Genomic DNA, 4,361 nt, shown 5'->3' on the forward strand with positions numbered 1-4,361 from the left:
GGGCGCGGCGGGAGGGGGGCAGGGGTGGGCTTTGCGGGTTCGGGGGTCGGTGCGGGGACGGGTGCGGCGACGGCCGGCGTGTCGTGCAGGGCTTCGTCGGGCAGGTCGTTCCAGTCCGGGCGTGCGTCTTCGGACGGCAGCCGGGCAAGACCCGGCTCTACATCGACCACCGGTCCAAGCGCCGGATCATTCATCAGTTCGTCGAGCAGGGCCAGGTTGGCGGGCGCACCCGGCGAGGTCGGGGTGTCAAACGCAACCGCTGACGCATCGGCTTCCGTGACATCCGTAGAGCCGGGCTCTGCCCGGCTGCTTTCGGCGGCAATCGGGCCGAGGGCCGGATCGTTCATCAACTCGTCGAGCAGCGCCAGATTAGCCGGTGCACCCGGCGAGGTCGGTGTATCGAAGGCCGGTGCCGGTGCTTCGGGTTCCGCAGGCGCGGCCGGTGCCACGGCGATCGCATCGCCGAGCAGCTCTTCCAGATAATCGTCCAGTACACCGGGCGTGCTCATGCGGCGCGCTCCATCTGCTGGGCGTCGTCGGCCAGGATCCATTCCAGTGCGCGCCGGTATGCGGCTAAACCGCGCCCCGGGTAGTCATCGGACTGCGCCGGCACGGTCAGGCTGGCGGCGTTGCAGATGCGGGTGTCGACCGGAATGGCGTCTTCCCACACCCGGTGGCCGTGGCGGTCCTGCATTTCCTTGACGGTTTCGTTGCCCGCACGGGTGCGGCGGTCGAACAGGGTGGGCAGGATGCTCATCGGCAACGCGCGGCGGCGCGAGCGCTCGACCATCTCGCCGGTGCGGACCATGCCGTCCAGCCCGTGCAGGGCCAGCGGTTCGGCCTGGGTCGGAATGATCAGGCGGTCGGCAGCAGCCAGCGCGTTGATCATCAGCAGGCCCAGGGTGGGCGCGCAGTCGAGCAGGATGTAATCGTGCTGGCCCTGATGGCGGGCCATGGCGTTCTGCAGTGCCAGGCCGAGGCCGGGCTGGTTGGCGCTGCGGCGTTCCAGCGTGGCCAGTGCGGCCTGCGCGCAGACGAAATCCAGGCCGGGGATCTCGCTGCGATGGGCGAGCGTGGCCAGTTCGGCCGGCGGCGCGGCGAACAGCTCCAGCACACCGGCAGGCGGCGGATCGAGCGGCACATTGAAAGCGCGCGTCAGCGAGGAGTGCGGGTCCAGGTCGATGAGCAGGACGCGGTGACCCTGCGCCGCCAGGCCGCGACCGAGCGCCAGCGTGGTGGTGGTCTTGCCGACGCCGCCCTTCTGATTGGCAATTGCCCAGATACGCATTGCTTCACTCCTTCATTGCGGGGGGAACGGCGGCGCCTACGCGGCTGCCGGCCGGCACCGGTGGCAACTGCACCGGTGCGATGGGAGAAACGGGGGGTGTGGGTGCCGGCTGGCCCAGCGCGTCCGGGGTGGTCTCGGCGGTGAGCTTGGCTCCCAGCGGGTCCACCGACTGCGCGGTGTCGGCGAGGATGATCACCATCACCCGGCGGTTGCGGTTGCGGCCTTCGGCGCTGGTGTTGGCGTCGCGCGGACGGAACTGGCCGTAGCCGACCATCGCCAGCCGCGCGGGCTGCAGGCCCTGGTCGGCGAACAGGTGCACCACGCTGGCGGCGCGGGCGGCCGACAGTTCCCAGTTCGAGGGGAACAGGGCGGTGGCGATCGGCACGTCATCGGTATGGCCTTCAACGCGCACGCCGTTGGGCGCGTCGCGCAGCACCTCGGCGAGGCTGGACAGGGTCTGGCGGGCGTGCATGTCCAGCGAGGCCGAACCGGTGGCGAACAGGATGTCGCTGTTGATCTCAACCTCGATCCACAGCTCGGTGCGGCGTACGGTGATCATGCCGCGATCGATCAGCGGAGCCAGCGTGGCGGTCAGCCGGTCGGCGATGCCGTTGAGCTGCTGTTCGGCGCGCCGGATCTGCTCCTGGTCGTGCACCGACACCGGCATGCGCATCTGCGACGCCATCGCCGGCAGCAGGGTGGGGTCGTTGGAGGGGGCGGGCGCGGACGGGCCGATGCGGTTGCCGGCCTTGATCACGTTGGGGCTGTCCCAGCCGCCGCCCTGTACCTGCTGGTTGCCGACCTGGACCGGGTTGATGGTGCGCGGTGCGCCACCGAAGGCGGTGGTCAGCGCATCGGCCATGACCCGGTACTTGCCTTCGTTGATGGACGAAATGGCGTACATCACCACGAAGAAGGCAAGCAGCAGCGTCATGAGGTCGGCGTAGGGGATCGCCCAGGCCTCATGGTTGGCATGCTCTTCGTGGGCTTTGCGGCGGGCCATGTCAGTGCAGGAACCCGGACAGGTTGGTTTCGATGTTGCGCGGGTTCTCACCCTGGGCGATGGAGATCAGCCCTTCGATGATCATTTCGCGATCGCGCGAGTTGTGATGGATCACACTTTTGAGCTTGGCCGAAATCGGCAGGAACAGCAGATTGGCCGAGGCGATGCCGTAGATGGTGGCGGTGAACGCGGCGGCAATGCCGTGGCCGAGCTTGCTCGGGTCGGCGAGGTTTTTCATCACCGCGATCAGGCCCAGCACCGCGCCGATGATGCCGAGGGTGGGGGCATAGATGCCCATGCCTTCGAACACCTTGGACGCGGCCAGATCCTGGCTTTCCTGGTTGCTGAGTTCGATTTCCAGCATGTGCCGGATGGACTCGGGCTCGACGCCGTCGACCAGCAGTTGCAGGCCCTTGCGCAGGAACGGGTCGTCCTGCGCGTCGACCTGGGCTTCCAGGCCGAGCAGGCCCTGGCGGCGGGCGATGTTGCTCCACTCCACGATCTGGCGGATCAGGTCCTGGCGGTCACTGCCGGGCGGGCGCACGATCCAGCGCACGATCTTGAAGGCGTGTTTGAACACCGCCGGCGAGGTGTGCAGCAGGATGGCGGCGAGGGTGCCCACGATCACGATCACAAAAGCAGCCGGCGACCACAGCGACGCCAGACCGGCTCCCTTGAGGATGCTGCCGCCGACCAGCGAGGCCAGGGCGAGAAAAAGTCCGATGAGGCTGAGTCTGTCCATTGTTCGGGTATCGGCGGGCGTGAAGCGGTCTTGAGTGACCGGGTGTCGCAGGGTGGACGGGGTTCACATTTCCGGGCGTGGCAACTGGATCGGCGGCTTCAGCCGGGCAAGCCCGGCTCTACGTCAGCGCAGGCCGTCGACGTCCAGAATGAGGGCCATGCGCCCATCCCCGATCAGCGTGGCCCCGGCGTAGCCGCGCAGGCCGCGCAGGGTCTTGGGCAGTGGTTTGATCACCACTTCCTCGCGACCGCGGACCTGGTCCACCACCAGCCCGAAGCGGGCTTCGCCCGCCTGCAGCACGACGATGGTGAGCAGCGGCGAGGCCACCGGTTCGACTGCCAGCCAGTGGCGCAGGTCGACCAGGGGCAGGGTGTGCGAGCGACGGTCGAGTACGGCGCGGCCGTCGAACCAGCCCAGCTGCGAGTTGGGCGCGTGCAGGACTTCCATCACGCGGGCCAGCGGCAGCGCATAGACGTCCTCGCCGGCCTGCACCAGCAGGGTCGGCAGAATCGCCAGGGTCAGCGGCACGCGGATCATGAAGCGGCTGCCACGGCCCAGTTCTGACTGGATCTGGATCTGGCCGCTGAGTTCGCGGATGCGCGACTGCACCACGTCCATGCCGACGCCGCGGCCGGAGATATCGGTGACTTCCTGCTTGGTCGAGAAGCCGGGCAGGAACACCAGGTGCAGGCATTCCTCGCTGCTCAAGCGGGCGGCCGCTTCTGGATCGATCAGGCCCTTTTCGCGGGCCTTGGCGCGCAGCCGCTCGGGGTCGATGCCGGCCCCGTCGTCCTGCACCTCAATGCTGACGTAGTCGCCTTCCTGCTGCGCCGACAGGCGCACATGGCCACTACGCGGCTTGCCCTGCGCTTCGCGCAGGTCGGGCATTTCCACGCCATGGTCGATCGCGTTGCGGACCAGGTGCACCAGCGGGTCGGCCAGCGCCTCGACCAGGTTGCGGTCCAGTTCGGTGTCCGCACCGATCAGCTCCAGTTCCACTTCTTTCTTCAGGTTGCGGGCGACGTCGCGGGCGACCTTGGGGAAGCGCGAGAACACCTTGCCGACCGGTTGCATGCGGGTGCGCATGACTGCCGACTGCAGGCGCGCGGTGGCGATGTCCAGGGTGGACACGGCGCGGTCCAGTTCCTCGTCGTGCAGGCGCGCACGCAGCGTCTTGAGCCGGTTGCGCGACAGCACCAGTTCGCCGATCAGGTTGACGATGGCGTCCAGGCGCTTGGTGTCCACGCGCACGGTGTGCTCGGCTTCAGCGACCGGTTTGGCGGCCGCGGGCTTCGGCGCAGCGGCCGGAGCCGGAGCGGCCGCCGGTC

Annotated in this window: 3 protein-coding genes and 2 pseudogenes; all 5 read right to left on the reverse strand. The window is 68.5% G+C overall.

What is annotated here, in order from left to right:
- A pseudogene (locus tag RT551_RS21265) lies at positions 1-509 on the reverse strand (hypothetical protein); the annotation flags it as partial.
- Complete coding sequence (locus tag RT551_RS21270; protein ID WP_311191125.1) at positions 506-1,288, reverse strand: ParA family protein; 783 nt, start codon at positions 1,286-1,288, stop codon at positions 506-508. The pseudogene RT551_RS21265 and the gene RT551_RS21270, both read right to left, overlap by 4 nt.
- 157 nt (positions 1,289-1,445) lie before the next feature.
- A pseudogene (gene motD, locus RT551_RS21275) lies at positions 1,446-2,291 on the reverse strand (flagellar motor protein MotD); the annotation flags it as partial.
- 1 nt (position 2,292) lies between these two features.
- Positions 2,293-3,033, reverse strand: a complete 741-nt coding sequence (locus tag RT551_RS21280) for a flagellar motor protein (RefSeq protein ID WP_311191127.1) — start codon at positions 3,031-3,033, stop codon at positions 2,293-2,295.
- Positions 3,034-3,156: 123 nt separating this feature from the next.
- Positions 3,157-4,361: chemotaxis protein CheA (locus tag RT551_RS21285; protein ID WP_313462180.1), on the reverse strand; the 1,205-nt coding region annotated here is incomplete at its 5' end.

It is taken from the genome of Stenotrophomonas sp. (assembly GCF_032103445.1).
Classification (GTDB): domain Bacteria; phylum Pseudomonadota; class Gammaproteobacteria; order Xanthomonadales; family Xanthomonadaceae; genus Stenotrophomonas.